Genomic DNA, 24,039 nt, shown 5'->3' with positions numbered 1-24,039 from the left:
CATGACCCGCATGCCGCGGATCCAGAAGCTAGTCCGGGACACCTTCGGCAAGGAGCCCCACAAGGGCGTGAACCCCGACGAGGTGGTCGCGGTGGGGGCCGCCATCCAGGCCGGGATCCTGGCCGGGGACGTGAAGGACGTCCTCCTCCTGGATGTCACTCCCCTCTCCCTGGGCGTCGAGACCCTGGGGGGCGTGATGACCCGGCTCATCGAGCGCAACACCACGATTCCCACCAAGAAGACGGAGGTCTTCTCCACCGCCGCCGACAACCAGCCCTCGGTGGAGATCCACGTCCTCCAGGGAGAGCGCGAGATGGCGCGGGACAACCGGACGCTCGGCAAGTTCCAGCTGGTGGGGATCCCCTCCGCCCCACGGGGCGTGCCCCAGGTGGAGGTGACGTTCGACATAGACGCCAACGGCATCCTGAACGTCTCCGCCAAGGACCTGGCCACGGGCAAGACCCAGGCCATCACCATCACCGCCTCCTCGGGTCTGGCCAAGGAGGAGGTGGAGCGGATGGTGAAGGACGCCCAGGCCCACGCGGAGGATGACAAGCACCGCCGGGAGTCGATCGATGTCCGGAACCAGCTTGACGGCATGGCCTACAACCTGGAGAAGCTACTGAAGGACAACCGTAGCCAGATCGGGGAGCCCGAGGCGGGAAAGATCGAGGAAGCGGTGGCGGAGGCGCGCAAGGCCGCGGAGGGCGAGGACGTCGGCGCCATGCGGGCCGCGCTGGAGCGCCTCACCGGTCTCAGCCACAAGGTGGCGGAGACGCTTTACAAGAAGACCCCGGGCGGTCCCGGAGGCGAGGGGCCGTCACCGGCGGCGGGGCACGACAAGCCCCAAGGCGACGTCGTGGACGCAGAGTACACGGTGAAGAACTGAGAAAAGATCAAGAGGCCCGTCCCGCCGAGGGACGGGCCTGAGGAAGGAGGAAGTGAGTATGGCTATTGTTCGCTGGGAGCCGTTCCGCGACCTGATCGGCTTGCAGGAGCGGATGAATCGGCTGTTTGACGAGTCGTTCCGGGGGATCAACCGTACGGGCGGTGAGGAAGACTGGGTGGGAGGCTCCTGGGCCCCCGCCGTGGACATCTACGAACAGAACGGCAACATCGTCCTCAAGGCCGAGCTGCCTGGAATCGATCCCAAGGACGTGGACGTGCGGGTGGAGAACAACATCCTGACCCTGCGCGGGGAGCGCAAGCTCGAGAACGAGGTGAAGCGCGAGAACTACCACCGCGTGGAGCGGGCCTACGGGAGCTTCACCCGGTCCTTCACGTTGCCCAACGTCGTGGACACCGAGAAGATCAAGGCCGAGTACAAGGATGGCCTGCTGAGGATGACCCTCCCCAAGAAGGACGAGGCCAAGCCGAAGCAGATCTCCATCAACGTGGCCAAGTGAAGCGGCCAAAACCGAAGAAAAGCGGGACCCGGCCGAAGGCGAAGGGGCGGTCCGCCGCCCCCGCCCGGCCGGCTCCCGCGCGTGCTCATCACTCGGGAGGCAAAGCGATGCCAAACGTGAGACCCCTGCGGGACCGGGTCTTGCTGCGCCGGCTGGAGGAAGCGGAACAGAAGGTCGGCGGGATCATCATCCCCGACAGCGCCAAGGAGAAGCCCCAGAAGGCCGAGGTGATGGGGGTGGGCTCGGGGAGGATCCTGCAGGACGGCAGCCGCGTCCCCCTCACCCTCAAGCCAGGAGACAAGGTGCTGGTCGGCAAATGGTCGGGGACGGACGTCAAGATCGGCGGTGAGGAGTACCTGATTCTCAAGGAGGACGAGGTCCTCGGGATTCTTCAGTGAGCAAGCGGTGCCCGGCGCACGCCCGTGACGCGGCCCGTCCGGGTGAAGCGGGCAGCGGCTCCTAGGCTCAGACACTCTCTCGGAGGAACTGGGAATGGCGAAAGACATCGTTTACCGCGAGGCCGCGCGGGGCGCGGTCCTGAAGGGCGTCAATGCCCTGGCCGATGCCGTTAAGGTGACGCTCGGGCCCAAGGGGCGGAATGTCATCCTGGACAGGAAGTTCGGCTCCCCCACCATCACCAAGGACGGAGTCACCGTGGCCAAGGAGGTGGACCTCAAGGACCCCATGGAGAACCTGGGGGCCCGCATGGTCCGTGAGGTGGCCAGCAAGACGAGCGACGTGGCCGGGGATGGGACCACCACCGCCACCGTGCTCGCCCAGTGCCTCTTCCGCGAGGGAATCAAAAACGTGACCGCCGGCGTCAACCCCATGGAGTTGAAGAAAGGGATCGAGAAGGCGGTAGCCCTGGTCGTGGAAGAGCTCAAGAAGCTGAGCAAGCCCGTCAAGGGCAAGATGATCGCGCAGGTGGGCACCATCTCCGCCAACAGCGACGAGACCATCGGCGGCATCATTGCCGAGGCCATGGAGAAGGTGGGCAAGGACGGCGTGATCACGGTCGAGGAGTCCAAGACCATGGAAACGGTCCTGGAGGTGGTGGAGGGGATGCGTTTCGACCGCGGCTATCTCTCCCCCTACTTCGTGACCGATGCCGAGCGGATGGAAGTCGTGCTCGAGGAGCCCTATCTGCTCATCTACGAGAAGAAGATCTCGAGCATGAAGGACCTGCTGCCCGTGCTGGAGAAGATCGCCCAGCAGGGCAAGCCCCTCCTGATCGTGGCCGAGGAGGTGGAGGGCGAAGCCCTGGCCACCCTGGTGGTCAACAAGCTCCGGGGCACCCTCAAGGCCGCGGCCGTGAAGGCCCCCGGCTATGGGGACCGCCGCAAGGCCATGCTGGAGGACATCGCTACCCTCACCGGGGGCAAGGCCATCACCGAAGACCTCGGGATCAAGCTCGAAAGCATGAAAATCGAGGATCTGGGCCGGGCCAAGAAGGTGGTCATCGACAAGGAGAACACCACCATCATCGAGGGTGCGGGCAAGCCCCGGGACATCGAGGGCCGGGTGAAGCAGCTCCGGACCCAAATCGAGGAGACCACCTCCGACTACGACCGCGAGAAGCTGCAGGAGCGTCTGGCCAAGCTGGTGGGCGGGGTGGCTGTGATCAAGGTGGGAGCGGCCACGGAGACGGAGATGAAGGAGAAGAAAGCCCGGGTGGAGGACGCCATGCACGCCACCAAAGCCGCCGTCGAGGAAGGCATCGTGCCCGGCGGCGGCGTGGCCCTGCTCCGCTCCGTGCCCGCTCTGGACAAGGCGCTTCAGGACCAAAGCCTCGGCCACGACGTGCGGGTGGGCATGGAGACGGTGCGGCGGGCGCTGGAAGAGCCGTTGCGCTGGATCGCCAACAACGCGGGCCACGAGGGCAACATCGTGGTGGGCAAGGTGCGGGGCATGGACTCGGAGATGGGGTTCAACGCCCAGAACAACAAGTTCGAGAACCTGATTGACGCCGGCGTCATCGACCCCACGAAGGTGGTGCGCTGCGCCATCCAGAACGCCTCCTCGATTGCCGCCCTGATGCTGACCACCGAGGTCGTGGTGGCGGAGATCCCGGAGAAGAAGAAGGAGCCGCCGATGCCGGCCGGAGGCATGGACGACTACTGATGACCCGGCCGGGGGCCCGGAAAATTGCCTCTCCAGGGCCCCCTGCCGGCCAGGGGAGTGACATTGGCAGAGGACGCCCCGGACGCCAGAACGGACAGTCCGGGGGTCCCGAGCCGGGCGTTGGGTACAACTTTTTACTCGCTCCCAACGTAACTTAGGTGGAAGGGGCGTACATCCCGGGCGGCCTGGGCCCGGGTCGACCGGTTAAGGGTCGTTCGGGACATCTTCCCAGTTCTCAGGCTCGGTACGGTTTTTGCTTGCATTTTGAAGGGTTTCATCCGCGGGCTCGGGAATTTTCCCGATCGAAAGCCGATAGAGGTCGGTAGGGGCGCCGCGGGCCGGACCCTTCGTAGCTCCCCGCAGAGGGGAGGGAGACAAGAGCTTCGATGAATACGCGCGGCAAGGCGATCGCTTCATTTTTCTCCGTGGCCATGGCCGCCATGCTGCTCGGCGCCCTGGTCACGACCCAGATCCAGAGGCCGGAGACGGCCATGGCCAAGCCCCCCGAGGCCGCGGTGTCCTCCGACCTCCCCGCCCGGGCCTCCGGTGCGCTCACCCTCGACACCTTCCGGGACATCGCGCGCCGGGAGACGCCGGGGGTCGTGAACATCAACACCCGGAAAGTCGTTAAACGGCAGCGCTTCCAGGATCCCTTCCGGGACTTCTTCGGGGACGACATGATGGACCGCTTCCTCCCCCGGGGGGGCAGCGGGACCGAGCGCCAGACCCAGACCAGCCTGGGCTCGGGCTTCATCATCGACAAGGAGGGGCGCATCCTCACCAACCGCCACGTCGTGGAGGGCGCCGACCAGATCTCGGTCACCCTCAGTAGCGGGAAGACCTACGAGGCGAAGCTGGTGGGGAAGGATGCCCGGACAGACGTGGCCCTGCTCAAGATCGAGCCCAAGGAGGCGCTGACCACCCTGGAGCTCGGCGACTCGGACCAGATCGATGTCGGCGAGTGGGTGATGGCGGTCGGGAACCCGTTCGGCCTCGGGGGCAACAGCGTGACGGTGGGCGTGATCTCCTTCAAGGGGCGGGCCCTCGCGCTGGGCGTGCAAGGCACCACCGTGGACATGATCCAGACCGACGCCGCCATCAACCCCGGCAACTCCGGGGGCCCGCTTCTGAACACGCGCGGGCAGGTGGTGGGCATCAACACCCTGATCATCACCGGGGGCGAGCACCAGTCGTCGGGGGTGGGCTTTTCCGTGCCCATAAACGTGGCCCGGGACATCCTTCCCCAGCTTCGCGACAAGGGTAAGGTCACGCGCGGCTGGCTCGGGATCCAGATCCAGTCCGTGGACGAGGACATGGCCAAGAGCCTGAAGATGAAGGAGGCCAAGGGAGCCATCATCAACCAGCTCACGCCGGGAGGTCCGGCGGAGAAGGCCGGGCTCAAGGCCGAGGACGTGATCCTCACCGCAGACGCCCGGAAGATCCAGGACAACGGCGACCTCTCCCGCTACATCGCATCCAAGCCACCGGGGACCACCGTGCACCTCAACCTGTTGCGGAGCGGGGAGGAGAAAGCGCTCTCCGTGACCCTCGGAACCTTCCCGGACGAGCCCGCGGAAGCGGAGGGCGGAGAGGCCCGCAAGGGCAAGCTGGGCATGACCCTCCAGGACCTGAACCCCACCCTGGCCGAGCGGCTGGAGCTGCCGCGGGCGACCAAGGGGGTGGTGGTCCGGGATGTCGAAGCGGGCGAGACCGCGGAACAGGCCGGCCTCAAGAGAGGGGACGTGATCGTCAGCGTCAACGGCAGCCCGGTGGGTGGCGTCGACGAATTCGAGCAGGCGATCGAAGCGGCCCGCAAGGAAGGAGTCGCGCGCCTGCGCGTGCGTGATTCCAACGGGTTCCGGTTCGTGGTCCTGAAGGTATCGTGAAGGAGAAGGAACCTCACCAAGAAGGGAGGCATCCGATGGCAAGGAAGAAAGGCGTCGTGGATCGCGAGCGTTACGAGGTGCTGAAGGGCATGCTCGAAGAGCGGCGGAACGAGATTCAGCAGAAGCTCCGCTCTCTCCGGGAGACCCTGCCCGCCGAGGTCACCGAGGTCAAGGACGCCGAGGAGCAGAGCGTCGATGACTTCGTGCAGGAAGTGGACTTTGCTCTCATGCAGATGAAGTCGGAGACCCTGAGCAAGATCGACGAAGCCATCCAGCGCCTGGAGACCGGCACCTACGGATCGTGCGCGGAGTGCAGCTCCGAGATCGCGGAAGCCCGCCTCAAGGCCCTGCCCTTCGCCGCTCTTTGCCGGAGCTGCCAGGAGCAGGAGGAGATGAAGACCGAGGCCGAGCGCGAGGCCCGCGCCTTCGCGCGCTTCCAGAAGGAGTTCTCGGTGGCCGTCCGCTAACCGGGAGAGACCGAATGAGCGAGACCAAGGACGACCGTACGCCGGACTTCGAGTCCGGAGGCGTCCACGAAGTGAACCTATCGGACGTGCCGCGGGAGCTGGCCATCCTGCCCCTGCGCGACACCATCCTGTTTCCCCACGCCATCCTGCCCCTGGCCGTGGCGCGGGAGAGCTCGGTGGCCCTCGTGCATGAGGCGGTCCGCGACCGCAAGGTCATCGGGGTGGTGACCCAGCGGGACCCCACCATCGATGACCCCGTAGAGAGCGACCTCTACCGCGTGGGCACCCTCACCCATATCCACAAGATGTTCAAGTTCCCGGATGGATCCCTGCGCCTGGTCGTGCAGGGCATCCAGCGCTTCTCCCTCCTGGGGGTGAACCAGTACCGGCCGTTCATCAAGGCCGGCCTGGAGCTGCTTAAGGACGTGGTGCCCGCCGCCCAGGAGGTCGAGGTACGGGCCCTGGCCCAGAGCGTGCAAGGACTCTTCCAGCGGGTGGTGGAGCTCTCCCCCACCCTGTCCGACGAGCTGCAGACCTTGGCCGCCAACATCCAGGATCCGGCGCGCCTGGCCGATTTCATCGCCGGCAGCATCCCCTCCCTGAACACCGCTCAGAAGCAGGAGTTCCTGGAGATCCTCGACGTGCGGGCGCGGCTGGACCGTATCAACAAGGTGCTGGTCAAGGATCTGGAGGTGCTGGAGGTCGGCAGCAAGATCCAGAGCCAGGTCAAGAGCGAACTCCAGAAGAACCAGCGCGAGTACTACCTGCGCGAGCAGATGAAGGCCATCCAGAAGGAGCTGGGGGACGGGGACGACCAGCAGCGCGAGTACAACGAGCTACGGGAGAAGGTCGAGAAGGCGGGGATGCCGGAGGAGATCAAGAAGGAAGCCGTGCGCGAGCTGGACCGCCTTACCAAGATGTCCCCCGCCGCCGCCGAGTACACGGTGGCCCGCACCTACCTGGACTGGCTGGTGGCCCTGCCCTGGAGCCGGCGCACGGAGGTCGAAATCGACCTCGCCAAGGCCAAGGAGGTCCTGGACAACGACCACTACGACCTGGAGAAGGTCAAGGATCGGATCCTCGAGTACCTGGCCGTGCGCAAGATGAAGCCGGACCTCAAGGGGCCCATCCTCTGCTTCGTGGGACCCCCGGGGGTGGGCAAGACCAGCCTCGGCAAGTCCATCGCCAGCGCGCTCGGTCGCAAGTTCGTGCGCATCAGCCTGGGCGGCATGCGGGACGAGGCGGAGATCCGCGGCCATCGGCGGACATACATCGGAGCCCTGCCTGGGCAGATCATCCAGGGCCTACGCCGGGCGGACAGCAAGAACCCCGTCTTCATCCTGGACGAGGTGGACAAGATCGGGCTGGACTTCCGGGGTGATCCCTCGGCCGCCCTCCTCGAGGTCTTGGACCCCGAGCAGAACAACACCTTCAAGGACCACTACATCGATTTGCCCTTCGACCTCTCGGAGGTGCTGTTCATCACCACCGCCAACATCCTCGACACCGTGCCCCCTGCCCTGAAAGACCGCATGGAGGTAATCCGCCTCGCCGGCTACATCGAGGAGGAGAAGCTGCACATCGCCCGACGCCACATCATCCCCCGTCAGCTCGAGAACCACGGGATGACCGCGGAGACGGTGGCCTTCGGTGACGAGGCCCTGACCAAACTCATCCGGGAGTACACCCGGGAGGCCGGCCTCCGGAACCTGGAGCGGGAGATCGCGAGCATCATCCGCAAGGTGGCGCGCAAGAAGGCGGAAGGATCTCCGGAGACAGTGGCCGTCACCCCCGAGAGAGTGGAAGAGTTCTTAGGCGCGCCCTACTTCATGCGCGAGGAGATGGATGAGCGCACGCTCATTCCGGGGGTGGCCCTAGGCCTCTCCTGGACCGCGGCCGGGGGCGAGGTGCTCTACATCGAAGCCAGCCAGATGTTCGGGAAGAAAGGCCTCACCCTGACCGGGCAGCTGGGCGACGTCATGAAGGAGAGCGCCCAGGCCGCCCTTTCCTGGGTGCGGGCCCACGCCCGCCAACTCGGGATCGAGGACTCCTTCTTCGAGCGGGTCGACCTGCACCTCCACGTGCCGGAGGGGGCGATTCCCAAGGACGGCCCGTCCGCCGGCATCACCCTCGTCACTGCCATCGTCTCCCTGCTCACCGGCCGCCCCGTGAGGCCCCGGGTGGCCATGACCGGAGAGATGACGCTCTCCGGGCGCGTGCTCCCGGTGGGAGGAATCAAGGAGAAGGTCCTGGCCGCGCACCGCCTGGGAGTCAAAGAAGTCCTCCTCCCCAAGCGCAACGAGAAGGCGGTGAAGGAGGACATCCCCGAGAACGTCCGCACCGATCTCAAAGTGACGCTCGTCTCGTCGATCGAGGAGGTCCTGGAGCGGGCCCTCACGCCCGGCTCCTTCGAGTCCAACCGCGACAAGGACCGCTGGCAGCTGCGCCTCTCGAACTGACCCCGCGGGGTCTCCCTCCACGCCTTCCCTTCCTTCGGGGAGGAGGGAGGCCCCGTCTTTGACCGGCGCCGATCCCGCACGCGCCCACCCATCCACCAGCCCTCCCGCCGTCAGGGCCAGCAGCAGGGGCAGCCCCAGGCCGCGGAAGAGGCGGTCGATGGCATCACTCCGCCGGGCCAGCTGATCGAGGATGATGACACCTCCTACCGCCACCACCCAGAGGAGAGCGACCCGCGTCTCCGCCGGATCGGGGGCGGTGAGGGAAGGGAGGTAGCGGCCGACCGGCCACGCCCCGGAGAGCGCGGCCCACACCCGCGTGGGGCGATTCCCCCGGTTGAGGAGGAGGAGCCGTGTCGGCTCCGCGATCATGAATGCGGCCAGCGCGAGCCCCGACGAGATAAGGGGCCATCGCCAGCGCATGAGGCCGCGGGCAGGACCCGCCGCGCGGAAGGCGAGCGCGAGGCCCAGGAACGGCATGAGGGGCACGAGCAGACGACCCGGAGGGCATTGCCCTCCCCACCACATCCGCCATCCAAGGACCGGAGCCAACACCGAAACCGCGAGGAGAGCCGCGGGGAGAGTCTCTGCCCAGGGCCGTCGCGCGAACAGGCCGATCCCGGCCAGGGCGAGCAGGAACACGGGCGCGCAGGGCAGGAGGCCGAAGGAGCGGTCCAGCAGGAGGCCGAGAGCCGCGCGCAGCGGCGATCCGCCCGGCTCCGCGGGGGCGGCCCCCCCATAGATGGCCAGGGGGTTGGGATGGCCGTAGATGTGCTGAAAGTAGGCCAGGTAGACCGCGGCCATGGCCCCCGCGATCCCCAGGAAGACAACGAGGGAACGACCCCGCAGACGGAGAAGACCCAAAAGGCCGAGGACACCCGCGGCCGGGATCATCTTCACGTGCAACCAAGGCAAGGCGGCGGCCAGGAGCGCCGCCGCCGCCGCCCCCCCGGGGCCCGGGGCGCTCAGGAGCAGGCCGAGGCTCAAGGCGAGAGCAAGAGCGGAGGGCACCTCCGTGTAGAGGTGGAAGGAGTAGAAAGCCACCGGAGGCCCGACCGTGGCCGCCCAAGCCCAGAGCGCCGCCCCCTCGTCCCCCGTTAAGCCGAGCGCGAGGCGCCGCACCTGGAGGGCCAGGGCGGCCCCGAGCAGGGCCATCACCACCACGCAGGCCGAGCGCCCCCCCGCCGCGTAGAGCGGGGCCAGCAGCACGGGGAGACCCACGCTGTGCGCGGGGTAGGGCCGGCCGTCGCGTCGCGGGCTGCCGTAGTGCGGGGTGAGGGGCCCCGCCGAGTATTCCCGCCAGTCCCCACGGGCCAGGCCCTTCTCCAGGTCGAGGTCGTGATCCCGCCACAGGCTCTGGGCCATGAGCAGGTAGTGCGGCTCGTCCCCGGACGCGCTGAGGCGGGTCGTGTAGGAGAGGCCGGCGAGAATGAGTAGACCCGCGGAGACGGCGAAGAGCCAAGGGGGGCTGGGGCGCAACCCGCGTCCCCATCCCCCCACCTTGGGCGCGAGGGCGACGGCCAGGGCCAAGACGATGAGCACGGGGCCCAGAGGCCCGTTGAGCACGCCCAGGCAGGGCAGCCGTTCCACGATCGGGGGAACGCGGGCGAGCGCGATGAGGCCGACTCCCCAGGCCAACGCGGCGGCGGGAGCGGCCCAGGCCGGGGTCGGCTTCGCGCTCACCCGGGAATCCTACCTCGGGCCCGCCTTCCTCTCCCGGATTGACGCCCGGAAGCACGATCGGGCATGATCCCAGGGATCCCATGCGGTGCCCGAAGTGCTCGAAGGAGAACCACCCCGACGCCGTCCGCTGCCTGCATTGCGGCAGCAGCCTGGCCGTGGCCCTTCTGGAGGTGATTCGGGGCAACGTGGCCGAGAAGATCCACTTCCTGCGCAGTCGCTCCTACACCCTGGGGCGGGCCCGGCAAAATGACCTCTGCCTGAACGAGCCGTCGATCTCCAAGGTGCATGCGCGAATTCTGTACGAGAAAGAGCGGTTCTTCGTCGAGGACCAGGGGAGCCTGCACGGCGTCTACGTGAACGCGGCCAAGGTGCAGAAGACGGAGCTGACGCCGGGAGCGCAGGTGCAGCTCGGCAACCTGACCTTGAAGTTCTCCTCCCTGGGCTCCGATCACTCCACCGCCCAGATCGCGGAATTCCCCTGGATCGAGCAGCAGCAGCTCTTGCTTTCCCTGGTCCAGACCCTCAACTCCACCCTCGTCCTGAGCCAGGTGCTGGAGCAGGTCTTGGACGCGGTCATGCGCATCACGCGCGCGGAGCGGGGCTTCCTGCTCCTGGCCGACAACTCCGCCGACGCCGAGCGCTATCCACCCGTGGCCGGCCTTCGCCTGCGGGTGGCGCGCGGCAAGGGTGACGAGGCCCCCCTCACGGAGGTCAGGGGCATCTCGAACTCGGTGGTTAAGAAGGCCCTGGCCACGGGCGAGATCGTGGCCACCGGAAACGCGCTTGCCGACCCCAACCTGGGGTCGGCCCCCAGCGTGATCGCCATGGACCTGCGCACGATCGTCTGCATCCCTTTGCGCTCCCCGCGGACGGAGGCGGACAGCAACGGCGGCTATCCCCGGGCCCTGGGGGCCCTCTACGTCGACAACCAGGAGACATCCGTCCCCTTCAGCCCGGACGGTCTCAAAGCCGCGGAGGCCCTGGCCCGTCACGCCGCCCTCGCCATCGAGAACGCCCAGCTCTTCGAGCGCGAGCAGCACACGATCGAGGAGCTGAAGGAGGCCCAGAAGCAGCTTCTGCAGTCCGAGAAGCTGGCTACCATCGGCCAAATGGCGGCGGGCATTGCCCACGAGCTGAACACGCCTCTGACCTACATCATGGGCAACGTGGAGCTCCTGGAGGCCCAGAACCTGAGCGCCCCCCAGAGCGAGATGCTCGCGTCGGTGGCACGGGGAGCGGACCGGCTCAAGACCCTGGCCCACAGCCTGCTCGCCTTCAGCCGGCCGTCCCAGGAGGAGATGACCCCCCTCTCCCCCAACGAGCTAATCGAGCGCAGCCTGGAGATGTGCCGCTACCAGATCGTCAAGAGCGGGGTCCAGCTGGAGAAGGACCTCGCCCCCTCCTTGCCCCCCGTCATGGGGGTTTCCAGCCAGCTCGAGATGGCCCTCATCAACCTCACCGTCAACGCCCTCCACGCCATGGCGGGGACGGGCGGCCGCCTCACCGTCCGGTCGGCCCGGCAGGGTGACGGGGTCGAGATCGCGATCTCGGACGAGGGCCCGGGCATCCCGGAGTCGATCCGCCAGACCGTGTTCGAGCCCTTCGTCACCACCAAGCCCGAGGGGAAGGGGACGGGTCTGGGCCTCTCCAACGTCCTCATGGTCGTCGAGCGCCACAAGGGGCGCATCGACTTCACGACCGCCCCCGATGTGGGCACGACCTTCCGCATCACCCTACCCGTGCCCTCCGCGGGCTAGCCCCCGCGACCCGGGGGCCCGTCACTCGTTTTTAGGGGGGGACTCTGCGGGGATGACGAACATCTCCTCCGCCGGGCGGAGGGGCCGGTCCAGCCATAGGGGCCGCCGCAGCCCGCCCGGGCCCGGCCCCGGACGGGCCTTGGCCAGCCACTCGCGGTAGACCGCCCCCGAGCGCGCGGTGTCCACGAGCACGTCCCCGTAGCGATCCTCCGCGCGGGCCCGCGAGACCACGACTTTCTGGTGCCAGCAGTGCATCCCGGAAACGGGGTCGGGGTGGACGGGGAAGGCGAGGTTCTGGTGAACGCCCCCGTCGCTCCACCAGATGCGGCTGGAGTCGGGATCCGGGCTCGGGAAGGGGCCCACGCCCTCGATCTGCCGCATGAGCACGGTCGTGCCCCGCCGCTCCAGAGCCACCCGGGCGGCCGACCAGCGGCTCCCCTCCCCCTCGTGGAGCCGCCAGCGACCCAAGTGGTGCGAGCAGGCCACCACCCCGGGCGCGATGCCTTCCGTGACCCAGACGTGGTTGACGAAATGACCGATCTCGGTGGTGACGCGCACCAGGTCTCCCGTCTCCAGGGCGAGCCTCTTCGCGTCGCGGGTGTGCACCCAGAGGGGATTCCGATGGGAGATCTCGTTCAGGTATTTGGCGTTCCCGCTGCGGGTGTGGATGAGGGTGGGGAGGCGGAAGGTGGGAAGCAGGACCATCTCCCCCTTTTCGGGGTCCAGGGCCTGGCGGTGGACGTGGCTGCGGATGTAGCCGGGGAGCGCTTCTTCGGGCCAGCCCCACTCCACGAGGGTGCGGGAATAGATTTCCAGCTTGCCGGACGGGGTCGGGAACCCCGCGAGGCGCTTCCCCCCCACCTCCACCCCCAGCGCCTTCCCATCCTTACGGAGGGGCCCCGTGCCCGCGGGCACGGTGAGGGGCTTCTCTTCCAGGCCGTGAACGTTCTCTTCAATGAGGAAGGCGCCGTAGCGCCGCATGTAGTCGAGGGGGGCGAGCCCTTCCTTAGCCGCCCTCTCCGGCAGTCCCGGCACGGCGTTCTCGAAGATCCAGCGGTAGTACTCGTGGACGGTGAGCTTCTCCCCCCCCCGGTAGGGCGACTCGAAGAAGTGGCGGATGCCCATGGACCCGTCGGGGTCGATCCGCCAGGAGAGGTCGATCCAGAACTCGTCCTCCTCCCAGACCTCGCCCGGGTTCGCTTCGTGGGTGGCCCGGAACACCTCCCCCCGCCGTTCGCGCGCCGCCCGCAGCACCGGTTGCCGAAAGCTCACCCAGCGGCCCGACTGCGTCTCCTGGCTCTGGATGTCGTGGCGCTCCCCGGCGTGGCCCATGGGGAGCACGAAGTCCGCGAAGCCCGCGGTCTCGTTCCAGATCGGGGTCAGGGCAACGTGGAGGCCCACGAGCGATTCGTCCTGGAGGACCTCCATCCAGGCCATGCCGTCGGGGTTGGTCCACACCGGGTTGTAGACGCGGGTGAAGTAGACGTCCAGCCGGCCCCGGCCCTCCTTCAGGAAATGCGGGAGCAGGAACGACATCTCGTAGTGGCTGAGCGGCCACTCGCGCGGGAAGAGAAGCTCGTTCCACTCCTTCGCCGGCGGCGGCTCCTCCCAGAAGACCGGCTTGTACTTGTTCCATCCGTGGGGGGAGGTGCCGCCGGGGGTGCCCACGCTGCCCGTGAGCACGGTCAAGAGCTGCAGGGCGCGCGCGACCTGCCAGCCCCCGAGGTTGCCGCTGGCGGAGCCACGCCAGACGTGGGAGGCCAGACCCCCCTTCGCCCCCCCGATGAGGCGCGCCACGGCCACGATCTTCTCGCGGGGGACGCCGCTCTCTCCTTCCGCAAATTCGGGGGTGTACTCCCGGTAGAGGTGCTTCAGGGCGGCCAGGAAAGAGGAGAAGCTCGGCTCCTCCCCGGGAAGCCGATCGGCCATGTACTCCCGCCAGTTCGTCCAGCGCTCCAGGTAGGCGAGGTCGGCCGCGCCCTCCTCCAGGATCAGTCGGGCCATGGCCAGGAGCACGGCCGCTTCGCTTCCGGGGTGGGTGGGCAGCCAATGGTCGGCCATGGAGGCGGTGTTGGAAAGGCGTGGGTCCATGACCACGAGGCGGGCGCCCTTGAGCTTGCCCTCGATGATGCGCTGGGCGTGGGGGTTGAAGTAGTGGCCGGACTCGAGGTGCGAGGAGAGGAGCAGGATCACCCGCGCGTTTGCGTGGTCGGGGCTGGGCCGGTCGTAGCCGGACCAAAGGGCGTAGCCCAAGCGGGCGGAGGCGGAGCACACGTTGGTGTGCGAGTTGTGGCCGTCGATCCCCCAGGCCCGCAGGATGCGGTCCATGGTTCGCTCGTAGCCGGCCCGACCCACGTGGTACATCACCTCGTTCCGTCGCCCCTCCCGGAACGCCTTCTGGATCCGACCCCCGATCTCGTCCAGGGCCTCCTCCCAGGTGACCCGGGCCCACTTCCCCTCCCCCCGCTTCCCCGTCCTGCGCAGCGGGTAGAGGATCCGCTCCGGGTCCTGGATCTGGTTGATGGTGGCGGGGCCTTTGGCACAGTTGCGGCCCCGGGACGCCGGGTGCAGCGGGTTGCCCTCGAACTTGCGGACCGTCATCGTTTCCTGGTCCACGTAAGCCAGAAGACCGCACGCGGCCTCGCAGTTGAAGCAGATAGTCGGCACCAGCTGGTAGCGCCTCTCGACGCGGCGCGGCCATTGCCTAGGGTCGTACTCCCGCCAGTCGTCCCATTTCTCGGGCGGGGGGTAGGCCTGCAGGCCGGAGCCGGGGGAAAGGCGCTCGATGGTCACGCGTTGGGTATCCGCTGGGGGGCCTGGACGTAGAGGTGTTCCCAGGTGAGGAGGCCGAGGAGGGCGAGGCCCCCCACCAGGAAGGGGTTAGCTATGGAGGCCCAGAGGAGGGCGAGCGGCAGGAGATGGCCCCCGGCCAGGACAACGGTGGTGAAGCGGGGGTCCTCTTGGATGAGGCGGGCCGCCCGCCGGGCGTCCTCCGTGGAGTGGTGTCCCCACACCTCTCCCGCCACCAGGAGGCCGCTCACTGGCAACAACCCGATGAGCCAGGCGGGGGCGAAGACGGCCGCGCCCGCCACCAGGGCCTGCACGATCAGGTGGGGGGCGAGGAGGGCCGACTGCCAGAGGTCCCGCCCCTTCGACTGGCCGAAGAGGAAGGCGGTGTAGACGGCGGTGGCTGCGGCCAGGAGGACGGTCAGCGCGACCAGGGCCCCGGGCAGGGGCAGGCGGAGGACGCCGAGGCCGAGGAGGACCTGAAGGCCGAGCAGGCCTCCATACGCGGTGATGATGTAGGAGCCCCGGGTCAGCCAGGAACGCCATTGCGGCCGGGTCAGCGTCCAGAGGAAGCGCTTCGGCTGGCGCAGGTCGGAGATCAGCAGGAGGCCCGTCACGGCCAGGAAGAGGAGGGCGAGAAGGGCCGCCCGCGAGCGCAGGGGGAACCCCGCAGGATCGAGCCAGGAGAGCAGGGCCGGAACCAGAAAGGCGCCCGCGGCCAGCGACTTCGTCCAGAGGTACGCGGAGACCTTCGCCCCCCAGGAGTTCCGGTGCTGCTCCTTCACGCCGTAGGTCCTGCGAGGCGCGCCCGCCTCCTCGGTCAGAGGCATGGGGGGCAGGGCGAGGGCGGGGGGGGCCTGCGACCACATGTAATCGGAGAGGGGCGGGGCCGCGGCCGGTACCAGAGCCGAGGCATCGGCGTCGATGTAGTAGACCTTGGGCCGCGTGCCTTTCTCGGGCTTGCGGACCTGGGTGGGAACGCGGCCGACCAGGCGCACGATCGTGGAATCGGGGGCGTCGAGGTCTCCAGCCACGATGGCTTGGGTGGGGCAGACCACGACGCAGGGGGGCTCGAGGCCGACCTCCACCTTATGCGCGCAGAAGTTGCACTTGGCCGCGGTCTCCGTGCGGGGGTCGATGTAGAGCGCGTCGTAGGGACAGCCCTGCATGCAGGCCTTGCAGCCGATGCAGCGGCGGGGGTCGAAGTCCACAATTCCGTCCCGCCGCGTGAAGAGCGCGGTCGTCGGGCAGATCTCGACGCAGGGCGCGTCCTCGCAGTGGTTGCAGCGGGTGACGGTGAAGGTCCGCCGGGTCTCCGGGAACACCCCCTTCTCGACGTACTTGACCCAGGTGCGGGCCACGCCCAGGGGGACCTCGTGCTCGGCCTTGCAGGCCACGGAGCAGGCGTGGCAGCCGATGCAGCGGCGGTTATCGATGAGAAAGGCGTAGTTCAAACATCGCGGATTCTAGCCGATCCGCGGGACGCGCGGTGGAGCTTCTACTCGGAGACGACCAACCGCCCGCGCAACGCCTCGTTCCCGGGTTCCAGGCAGCAGTGGAAGGGGAAGCTGCCCACCCGGTCGGGGGTGAGGTCGACGCTGGTGGTCCGGCCAGGGAGGATACGCTTCTCGATGCGGAGAGCGTCGAGGGCGAAGCAGTGCTCCACGTCCGCGGTGCGCAGGACGAGGCGCAGGGTCTCTCCCTTGCGGGCGTTCAGGGTCTTGGGTCGGAACCCCTCCCGCGAGGCCACCAGCTCCACCTGATCACTGCCGGCCGCGGCCCTCGTCGCGGGTTCCGCCCCCGCGGTGAGCACGCCCGCGCCGACGGCCAGACAAAGCAGACCGCGGATGCTCCCTCCTCTAGCGCTGCCGACCGTGATCCCGGCGCCCCCGGTCGGCCCCGCCGCGGTGCTCCCCGCCGCGGTGCTCCCCGCCCCGGTACTCTCCGCGCTGCCCCCCCCGGTTCTCGCCGCGGGGACGGTGCTCGTCGTGCCGCGGCGGGCCGCCCGAGTGGGAGCCCCCGCCGTCCGGACCCGGGGCCCCCCCCTGGGCTTCTTCGAGCAGGGCCTTGCGGGAGAGCCGGATCTTGCCCGAGGGGTCGATGCTCACCACCTTGACCAGGATCTGGTCCCCCTCCTTGACCTCGCTCCGCACGTCCTGCACCCGGTGGTGGGCCATCTCCGAGACGTGCAAGAGGCCGTCGGTGCCGGGCAGGATCTCCACGAAGGCCCCGAAATCGACCACCCGCACCACCTTGCCCAGGTACGTCTTGTTCAATTCGGCGGTGGCGGTCAGCTCCTCGATGATGGCGATGGCCTTGCGGGCCGCCGCCTCGTCCACGGAAGCGATGGACACCCGGCCGTCATCCTCCACGTCGATCTTGCAGCCGGTCCGCTCCACGATGGACCGGATCATCTTGCCCCCCGGCCCGATGATGTCGCGGATCTTGTCCACCGGGACCTTGATGGTGAGGATCCGCGGGGCATAGGCGCTGATGCTGGGCCGTGGCTGCCCGATGGCCGCCGCCATGCAGTCCAGGATGTGGAGGCGGCCCCGGCGGGCCTGTTCCAGGGCCGCGGTCATGATCTCGGGGGTGACGCCCCCGATCTTGATGTCCATCTGGAGGGCGGTGATGCCCTCGCGGGTGCCCGCCACCTTGAAGTCCATGTCGCCGTAGTGGTCTTCCTCGCCCGCGATGTCGGAGAGGACCGCCCACCGCTCCCCCTCCTTGACAAGGCCCATGGCCACCCCCGCCACCGGGCTCTTGATGGGCACGCCCGCGTCCATGAGGGCGAGGGTGCCCCCGCAGATGGTAGCCATGGAAGAGGAGCCGTTGGACTCGAGGATGTCGGAGACGATGCGGATGGTATAGGGGAAGCCCTCCTCGTCGGGAAGCATCCCCCGCAGGGCCCGCTCCGCTAGCGCTCCGTGCCCGATCTCGCGTCGTCCGGGACCGCGCAGGAACTTCACCTCCCCCACCGAGAAGGGGGGGAAGTTGTAGTGGAGCATGAAGCGCTTCTTGTGGTCGGGCTCCTGCACGGTGTCGATGATCTGCATGTCCTCGGAGGTCCCGAGGGTGACCGTGACCAGGGCCTGGGTCTCGCCCCGCGTGAAGACGGCGGAGCCGTGGGTGCGGGGGAGCACCCCCACCTCGCTGGAGATCGCGCGGATCTCGTCGAAGCGTCGTCCGTCCAGCCGCTTGCTGTGGCCCAGGACCTCCCCCCGCAGCAGCTTCTCGCGGAGACCGTCGTACGCGGGGCCGACCGCGGCCCGCCTCTCCGCCTGGTCCTCGGGGATGCCGGCCAGGTACTCGTCCCGCACCTGCTTCATCCGCGCGTAGGACTCGAGCTTGCCCGGCGTGCGCATGGCGGAAAGGAGGGGCGCGGTGAGGGCGGCTTCGATCTCCGCGGCCAGGGCGGGAGCCACTTCCTTCTTGACCACCACCCTCTTCGGCTTGCCCACGCTGCCCTGGAGCTGCTTCTGCAGCCCCACGATCTGCTTGATGACCGCGTGCCCCTCGCTGAGGGCGCGCACCATCTCGGCCTCGGAGATCTCCGCCGCCCCCGATTCCACCATCACGATGGCGTCTTCCGTTCCCGCCACCAGCAGGTTCAGCCGGCTCTTCGTCCGCAGATCGTTGGAGGTGGGGTTCACCACGCATTCTCCGTCCCAGAAGCCCACCCGCACCGCCCCGATCGGGGTGGTAAAGGGGATGTCGGAGATGCAGAGGGCGGTGGAGGCGCCGATGATGGACAGGGTGTCGGAGTCGTTCTCCATGTCCGCGGAGAGAAGGAGGCCGATCACCTGCGTCTCGCAGGAGTACCCCTCGGGGAAGAGCGGGCGCAGGGGCCGGTCGATCATGCGGGAGGTGAGGATCTCCTTCTCGTTCGGTCGTCCCTCCCGTTTGAAGAACCCGCCGGGGATCTTGCCCCCCGCGTAGGTGTTCTCGCGGTAGTCCACGGTCAGGGGCAGGAAGTCCACCCCCGCCCGCGGCTCCCTCTGGGCACAGGCCGTGGCCAGGACCACCGTGTCACCAAGGCGCACCAGAACCGCTCCGTCCGCCTGTTTGGCCAGGTGCCCGGTCTCGATGGAAAGGGTGTGGCGGCCGAGGGGCATCTCGACTCGTTGCCGTTGCATCATGGTCTCCGCTTCTCTCCAAGGGCCCCTCTCGGGGACCCAAATGAGAGAGCGCGCCGCTGTACGTCCATCCCGCCCGCGGCGCTCGCCGCAGAAAAATGAGGGCGGATGAGGGCTGGGTGCAAACGCCGGGGGCTGGGGAAGGCCCAGCGGAGCACGCTCTCTGGTCTTGGGACACGCAGAACCGCCCCTGCCCTTCCGAGTTGGGGCCTCGGATTAGGGTGCGGGTCGTCCGATTTACTTCCGGATGCCAAGCTTGTCGATGAGGCCGCGGTACCGCGCGAGGTCTTTGCTCTTCAGATAGTCTAGCAGGCGCCGACGCTGTCCGACGAGCATCATCAGGCCCCGCCTCGAATGATGGTCCTTGGCGTGGGTCTTGAAATGTACCGTCAGGTAGTTGATGCGCTCGCTCAGGATGGCCACCTGCACCTCGGGTGATCCCGTGTCCGCAGGGTGGGTTTGATGGCCTGAGATGACCGACGCCTTCTGCGCCTTGCTGAAACTCACCGACTGACCTCCTCTATCTCCTCTTTCTCTTTATCCAAGCGGCTACTCTAGCACACCCGCTCATACCGTGTAAACTCTAAGGCCGGTTTGACTTTGAGCCCCTTCGCCCTCACCGAGCTCGGCACGCCCGGACCCGCGTTCTCTTATCTGGCCTTCGCGGCCGTGGCGATCGCCGGGCCCGGAATCGCCCTCCACCGGCTCCTCCGGCTGAAGATGGACCCCGCCCTGGTCCTCCCCCTGGGCACGGCGCTGGCCGCCGGCCTCTACTGGCTGAGCCTGGTCCTGGGGCAGCCTTGGATCTTCCCTCTCGGCGTAGGCGCGCTCGACCTCCTGATGCTCCTCCCCCGTGGCCCCTGGCGCCTGGCCGAAGGGCCGTCCGCCCGGGGGGCGGTCGCCCCCTTCTTGGTCCTCGTCGCCTTACTCGCCCTCACCCAATACCCTTGGAACCGGATCGGACCGACGGGCGAGTTCCTCATGGACCCGCTCGTCACCTACGACACCGGCTTCCACGCGGGCTTGGCGCGCGAGCTCACCCTCGGCTACCCCCCCCAGCTTCCCGGCGTCTCCGGCTTCCCCGTCCGCTACCACCTCGGGATCGACCTGGTGCGGGCGGCGGCCCTGCGCTGGGCGGGGATCGACCCCTATGACTCCATCACCCGGCTCGACGTCACCCTCGGCGCCCTCGCCCTCGTCCTGGCCCTCCGCGGCGTCGTCTTCTGCCTGCGCGGAAGCCCGGCGGCGGTGTCCCTCGTCCCCTGGACGCTGCTCCTCACCGATTTCTCGTTCGTCTTTGCCGCGAACCCCTCCGCCCACTGGTGGACGGACCTGCTGCGGGCGAACCTGCTGATCTCGCTCTTCCTGGCCAACCCCGTGGTGCCGGCCCTCGCCCTGGCCCTCGGCGCCCTGATCGCTCTCGGGCGGCACCAAGCCGGCGAGGGCCGCGGGTGGCTGGCCCTGGCCGCGGTACAGGCCTTGGCCGTGCCTTTCTTCAAGGTCTTCCTGGGCGCGCACCTGCTCTTGGGCCTCGGAGCCGCCGCCGTCCTCCACCGCCGCCACCGCCGGGGGCCGCTGCTCACTACCGCTCTGGCCTGCGCGCTGGGGACCGCCGCCCTCGTGCTGGGGCAGGGCGCACAGACGGTGGCGGTAGTGCTCGAACCCCTCGACCTCGTGCGCGTCACGCGCGAGAGCCTGGAGCTGGCCCCCCTCCCCGGCCCTTCCCTCCTCCTCTTCAGCCTGTTCTGGGTGGCCTGCTCCTTGGGCCTCCGCCTCTTGGGTCTGCCCGCGGCGTTCCGGGCCCTCCGGTCGGACCAGGCCCCCGCGGTGGCTCTCTCGGCGATGGCCCTCGCCGCCTGGCCGCTGGGCTTGCTCTTCCGCGTGTCCGCCCCCGAGGTTTTGGAGGGCCAGAAGGTCGTGAACGACGCCGCGTATCTCATCGAGCAGGGCGGGCCGCTGCTCTGGATCTTCACCTCTCTGACCCTGGCCGGGCTCGGAGCGTCCCGCCTCCGCGCGGTCTTCGTCGGCGTCGTGGTCACGGCCCTGGCCCTGCCCGCCACCGTCCAATTCGTGGTCAAGAAGGCGGGGCTGCCTCCCGACCGGCTTCCCGCCGCCACCGTGCGAGCCATGAACGTGCTCGCGCGCTCGAGCCGGCCGGGCGAGGTCGTCCTCCAGCGCCCCGGGGCCCGCTATCCGCCCGCTCCCGTGATCCTGATCGGGCGACGGGTTCCCTACGAGCGTTTCACGCCCTATCTGACGCAGTTCGCGAGCCGCGAGGCCTTGGAGGCGCGCCACGAGACCGTCTTCCGTTTTTTCCGCACGCCCGACGGTGCGGAGGCCCGGGAGATCGCCCGTGGTCTGGGCGCGCGCTTTCTCTGCCTCTACGGGGGGGACCGCATCCGCTTCGAGGCCCTGGCGATGCTCGAGCCGCTCTACGAGGAACCCGGGGTCCGCCTCTACCGCATCAACCCAGAGGCGCCCTGAAGACCCGGGCTTGACCGCTCGCTCCCCCGAGGGTCAGAAGCACGACGGATAGCAGCTCCCCCGGAAACTGCCCGTGCCCCGGCGCACCCAGTTCTCGCTGTAGAAGACAGCCCATTGCTCGTTGAAGTCGTTGGTGTTCTTGACCGCCATTTCCTTGCCGTCGAAGCGTGCGCACAGTCCCTGGGAGCTCAGGTACTGGACAATGCCCTGGGTATAGGCGTCCTTGTTCACGACCCGGGGCCAGCCGTCCTGCTTCACGTCGGTGAAGTCGAAGAGCTGCTTTTGCTCGTCGAGCAGCTTCTGGATGGCGGCGTCGACCTGGGCGTTGAAGTAGGACTGTGCGCGGTCGTCGCAGGCGATGCAGTCGCTGGGGCCGAGCGGACAACCGGCAGTGATGATAGGCGGAGGCGGGGCCACGGGGATGGCGGCGGGGTGGCAGGTGGACTGGTAGGACGGGAGACCGTGGCGGAGTTTCGCCTGGCTGGTGGTGACCGCGTACTGATCGTTGAAGTCGTTCGCGTTCTTGATCCCTAATTCCGAGCCGTCGTAGTACCCGCAGAGCCCCGCGGCGTCGAGGTTCTTCAGGAGCTGCACGTAGAACGGGCCGATGTTCTTGATCTGATCGCCGTCGAAGAGCTCCGGCTTCTGCTGCCGCACCTGACCGATGGCGGTCTCGATGTCGTTCAGGAAGCTGGGGACCTCGTAGGGACACCGGAAGGCCTGCGCTCCCGGCCCGAGGCGGTCGCAAGTCTTGTTGAGGGACGCCGGAGTGGTCGGCACAGGCGTCGGCGTGGGCGCGGGCAGCGGCGTGGGGGTGGGGGCGGGAGCCGGCCTAGAGGGCGAGTTGCCGCCGCAGGACCCGAGGAAGGCGGCCAGCCCGGCCACGGCAATTCTGGAAACCTGGGGCGATCTGGTTTTTCCCACTGTCTACCTCCCGACCCCCGGCCCTGCGGGGAGTCCACATCGAGTCATCTCGGCCCCGCCCCCAGGAAGAGCCGTCTTCCGTTTCCCCTCCCTCTGACCTACGCGACGAGCAAAGCCAACCACCCACGCGGCGCCAAGGTCCCGTGAACGCCCAGGGGCGGAAAGAGACCGGGGGAACATCCCGCTGTCAAAACCGGCGGCATTTTAGCGTGAAGCGCGCCGGCTGTCCACCATTTCCTTGGGGTGCTCAAACAGGCATCCCCCGCCGGTGGTAGCCCTTCGCTAGCCGAAGAGCACCACATCCGGATGCAGGATGGGCTCGACGGGCAGGCCACCCACCTCGACACCGAACCCCCGCGGAACGGCCAGAGCCAAGAGCCCTCCCTCCTCGTCCAGCACCCGGAGCCGGGCGGGGGGGGACTCGGGAAAGCCCGAGAGGATCAGACGACGGTTGAGGTCGCGCCCATGTCGGAGAGCGTTCCGGCCCTCCGAGCCCACCCGCACCTCCGGGAAGTCGGTGAGGAGGGCGGAGAGGGGCAACACCCGCCCCCGCGCGGAGCCGCTCAGGCCGTCCCCGGGCACGGCCTGCTCCAGGCCGAAGGCCCCCGAGCGGAGGCGCCGGAGGGCGGTGAGGTGGGCTCCGCTGCCCAGGGCCTCGCCCAGATCCCGGGCCAGGGCCCGGACGTAGGTCCCGGGCGAGCAAACGACCTCCACCTCGAGGCAGTCCTCCTCCGCGGACAGAACTTCGAGAGCGTGAACGGTCACTCGGGCCACCGTCCTCGGCACCGCTTCCCCCTCCCGGGCTCGCTCGTAGAGGCGCCGTCCCTCGACTCGCTTGGCCGAGAAGGACGGGGCAACTTGGTCGAAGGTGCCGGTCAGGCCGCGCACGGCGTCGGCCAGCGCGTCGGGCGGGTAGGAGACCAGTCGGGGAGCGCCCAAGGGCTCTCCCATGAGATCGTCGGTCGTGGTTGCGAAGCCCAGGCGGACCGTGGCGCGGTAGACCTTGTCCCCCTGGGTGAGGAAGCGCACCAGCCGGGTGGCCTTGCCCAGGCAAACGGCCAGGACACCGGTGGCGAAGGGATCCAGGGTCCCCGTGTGACCCGCACGCCGGGTTCCAAGCGCCACCCGCACCCGGTTGACGATGTCATGGGAGGTCGGCCCCGCGGGCTTGTCCACCACCAGGACGCCGTGGGGCGCGTCGACGTCCAGGGCCACTACTCTTTCGGCTCCTCGGGCCGCGAGCGGTTCTCATCGAGCAGCTCCGCCACCCGCTCGGTAGCGTCCAGGCCCTCGTCGTATTGGAATTGCAGTTCCGGGGTGTGGCGCAATCGGATCCGCCGCCCCAGCTCCCGGCGCAGGAACCCCGAGGCCTGCCGCAGCCCCCCCAGCGTCTTCTCCCGCTGGGTCGCGTCCCCGAGGATTCCCACGTGGATGCGTGCCGTCCGCAGGTCGCCCGTGAGATCGACCCGGGTCACGGTCACGAAGCCGATCCTAGGGTCCTTGAGCTCGCGGCCGATGATCACCGCCACCTCCTCCCGGATCTCCTCGTCCAGCCGCTCCTTCCGGCGCCCGATCATAGAATCTCCGTCTGGGAGTCTACGAGCAGGATGTCGCGGGCCCTGCCCGCTTCCCCCGCGATGCTGGAGAGGGTCGACTCCAGATGGCTGTGGTCGGTGTTGACGGAGACCACCGCCAGCCGGGCCCGCTGCCAGAGATCCTGATGCTCGACCTCGGCCACGGAGACGTTGAACCGGTTTCGGATGCGGGTCTCCAGGCTGCGCAGGGCCTGGCGCTTGTCCTTGAGGGACCTCGCTCCCGGGAAGTGCAGCTCCAGCGTCAGCAGCCCGATGACCATGGCCATGGCAAGGGAGGGCAAAGGGGAGCAGCAAGAACGGGCAGAGCGAAAAGCGGCATTCCGGGCCTCTGCGCTCG

Annotated in this window: 18 protein-coding genes; 9 read left to right on the top strand and 9 right to left on the bottom strand. The window is 68.4% G+C overall.

The window, feature by feature from the left end; genetic code table 11:
* The 8 genes from VN461_13965 to VN461_13930 all read left to right on the top strand — a co-directional run.
* Window positions 1-889 (top strand): Hsp70 family protein (locus VN461_13965; protein HXB55890.1); only part of this gene is annotated, 889 nt, incomplete at its 5' end.
* 58 nt (window positions 890-947) lie between these two features.
* Entirely contained in the window at window positions 948-1,406 is a 459-nt protein-coding gene (locus VN461_13960; protein HXB55889.1) for an Hsp20/alpha crystallin family protein, read from the top strand.
* Between the two features lie 107 nt (window positions 1,407-1,513).
* Window positions 1,514-1,804, top strand: coding sequence for a co-chaperone GroES (locus tag VN461_13955; protein HXB55888.1), 291 nt, complete (start codon window positions 1,514-1,516; stop codon window positions 1,802-1,804).
* 94 nt (window positions 1,805-1,898) lie between these two features.
* Window positions 1,899-3,527 (top strand): chaperonin GroEL, encoded by a 1,629-nt coding sequence (gene groL, locus VN461_13950; protein HXB55887.1) that lies wholly within the window; start codon window positions 1,899-1,901, stop codon window positions 3,525-3,527.
* 386 nt (window positions 3,528-3,913) lie between these two features.
* Window positions 3,914-5,413 carry a DegQ family serine endoprotease gene (locus VN461_13945; protein HXB55886.1) on the top strand — a complete coding sequence of 500 codons (1,500 nt, stop codon included), beginning with the start codon at window positions 3,914-3,916 and terminating at the stop codon, window positions 5,411-5,413.
* A gap of 35 nt (window positions 5,414-5,448) precedes the next feature.
* Entirely contained in the window at window positions 5,449-5,880 is a 432-nt protein-coding gene (locus tag VN461_13940; GenBank protein HXB55885.1) for a TraR/DksA family transcriptional regulator, read from the top strand.
* Between the two features lie 14 nt (window positions 5,881-5,894).
* Window positions 5,895-8,339: an endopeptidase La gene (gene lon / locus VN461_13935; GenBank protein ID HXB55884.1), complete on the top strand. Its 2,445-nt coding sequence runs from the start codon at window positions 5,895-5,897 to the stop codon at window positions 8,337-8,339.
* Between the two features lie 1,760 nt (window positions 8,340-10,099).
* Window positions 10,100-11,776 (top strand): ATP-binding protein, encoded by a 1,677-nt coding sequence (locus VN461_13930; protein ID HXB55883.1) that lies wholly within the window; start codon window positions 10,100-10,102, stop codon window positions 11,774-11,776.
* A gap of 21 nt (window positions 11,777-11,797) precedes the next feature.
* On the opposite strand, the gene VN461_13925 is transcribed toward VN461_13930, so the two are convergent.
* The 5 genes from VN461_13925 to rpsO form a co-directional block, all read right to left on the bottom strand.
* A complete protein-coding gene (locus VN461_13925) occupies window positions 11,798-14,569 on the bottom strand; it encodes a molybdopterin-dependent oxidoreductase (GenBank protein HXB55882.1) in 2,772 nt (923 codons plus the stop codon).
* Window positions 14,566-16,017 (bottom strand): 4Fe-4S dicluster domain-containing protein, encoded by a 1,452-nt coding sequence (locus tag VN461_13920; GenBank protein HXB55881.1) that lies wholly within the window; start codon window positions 16,015-16,017, stop codon window positions 14,566-14,568. Before VN461_13920 ends, VN461_13925 begins: the two co-directional genes overlap by 4 nt.
* Window positions 16,018-16,061: 44 nt before the next feature.
* On the bottom strand, window positions 16,062-16,376 hold the full coding sequence (locus VN461_13915) for a cupredoxin domain-containing protein (protein ID HXB55880.1): 315 nt from the start codon (window positions 16,374-16,376) through the stop codon (window positions 16,062-16,064).
* Window positions 16,377-16,422: 46 nt separating this feature from the next.
* The gene (pnp, locus tag VN461_13910; GenBank protein ID HXB55879.1) at window positions 16,423-18,702 is read right to left on the bottom strand and encodes a polyribonucleotide nucleotidyltransferase; all 2,280 of its coding nucleotides are present in this window, start codon (window positions 18,700-18,702) and stop codon (window positions 16,423-16,425) included.
* 234 nt (window positions 18,703-18,936) lie between these two features.
* Window positions 18,937-19,206 carry a 30S ribosomal protein S15 gene (gene rpsO / locus VN461_13905; protein HXB55878.1) on the bottom strand — a complete coding sequence of 90 codons (270 nt, stop codon included), beginning with the start codon at window positions 19,204-19,206 and terminating at the stop codon, window positions 18,937-18,939.
* 87 nt (window positions 19,207-19,293) lie between these two features.
* Here rpsO and VN461_13900 point away from each other — a divergent pair, with 87 nt between their 5' ends.
* The gene (locus VN461_13900; protein ID HXB55877.1) at window positions 19,294-21,183 is read left to right on the top strand and encodes a hypothetical protein; all 1,890 of its coding nucleotides are present in this window, start codon (window positions 19,294-19,296) and stop codon (window positions 21,181-21,183) included.
* A gap of 33 nt (window positions 21,184-21,216) precedes the next feature.
* Here VN461_13900 and VN461_13895 read toward each other — a convergent pair whose 3' ends face one another.
* From VN461_13895 to VN461_13880, 4 genes are all read right to left on the bottom strand, one after another.
* Window positions 21,217-22,107: a hypothetical protein gene (locus VN461_13895; GenBank protein HXB55876.1), complete on the bottom strand. Its 891-nt coding sequence runs from the start codon at window positions 22,105-22,107 to the stop codon at window positions 21,217-21,219.
* Window positions 22,108-22,389: 282 nt separating this feature from the next.
* Window positions 22,390-23,322, bottom strand: coding sequence for a tRNA pseudouridine(55) synthase TruB (gene truB, locus VN461_13890; GenBank protein ID HXB55875.1), 933 nt, complete (start codon window positions 23,320-23,322; stop codon window positions 22,390-22,392).
* The gene (gene rbfA, locus VN461_13885; protein ID HXB55874.1) at window positions 23,322-23,684 is read right to left on the bottom strand and encodes a 30S ribosome-binding factor RbfA; all 363 of its coding nucleotides are present in this window, start codon (window positions 23,682-23,684) and stop codon (window positions 23,322-23,324) included. Before rbfA ends, truB begins: the two co-directional genes overlap by 1 nt.
* Window positions 23,681-23,983: a DUF503 domain-containing protein gene (locus VN461_13880; GenBank protein ID HXB55873.1), complete on the bottom strand. Its 303-nt coding sequence runs from the start codon at window positions 23,981-23,983 to the stop codon at window positions 23,681-23,683. The genes rbfA and VN461_13880 overlap by 4 nt, the downstream gene beginning before the upstream one ends.
* Window positions 23,984-24,039: the final 56 nt, after the last annotated feature.

The organism is Vicinamibacteria bacterium (assembly GCA_035570235.1).
GTDB lineage: Bacteria > Acidobacteriota > Vicinamibacteria > Fen-336 > Fen-336 > DATMML01.
This window is presented reverse-complemented; position numbering and strand designations above follow the sequence as displayed.